1 protein-coding gene is annotated in these 579 nt (G+C 68.6%); it reads left to right on the top strand.

Annotated elements, in window-relative coordinates; translation table 11 throughout:
* Positions 1-579 (top strand): DUF885 family protein (locus A7X12_RS26430; RefSeq protein ID WP_232318593.1); only part of this gene is annotated, 579 nt, incomplete at both ends.

Here is a 579-nt window from a genome sequence, read left to right as displayed (position 1 = left end):
ACACCGTCTACAACCAGATCGTCGCCGAACGCATCCAGCGCTCGCCCGAGTTCGCCACCTCGCTCGGCTTCGACAAGGGCCCCAACGCCGCGCTCAAGCACAAGCTCAGCGACGGCAGCGCCGCGGCCAAGGCCCGCAACCTCGCCGATACCAAGGCCGCCATCGCCAGGATCGAGGCATTCGATCCCGCCACCCTGTCCGAGACCGCCCGGCTCGATCGCGAAGTGGTGCTCTATTCGCTGCGCAGCGCGACCGTGTCGCAGGACAAGTTCCAGATCGATTCGGTCGGCCGCCCCTTCCCGATCACCCAGCAGGGCGGCGCCTATTTCTCGACGCCCGATTTCCTCAACTCCAGCCACACCATCGTCACCCAGGACGATGCCGAGGCCTATCTCGATCGCCTCGACGCGTTCGCCGGCGTGCTCGACCAGGACACGGCGGACCAGAAGGAAGCCGCGGGCCGGGGGCTGGCCGCGCCGGTCTTCTGCCTCGAACTGACGCTCGCCCAGATGGCCAAGCTGCGCCAGCCCGATCCGGCCGCGAACACCCTCACCCAGTCGCTGGTTCGCCGCGCCGCCG

The sequence above is a fragment of the Sphingomonas sp. TDK1 genome, assembly GCF_001650735.1.
GTDB lineage: Bacteria > Pseudomonadota > Alphaproteobacteria > Sphingomonadales > Sphingomonadaceae > Sphingomonas.
This window is presented reverse-complemented; position numbering and strand designations above follow the sequence as displayed.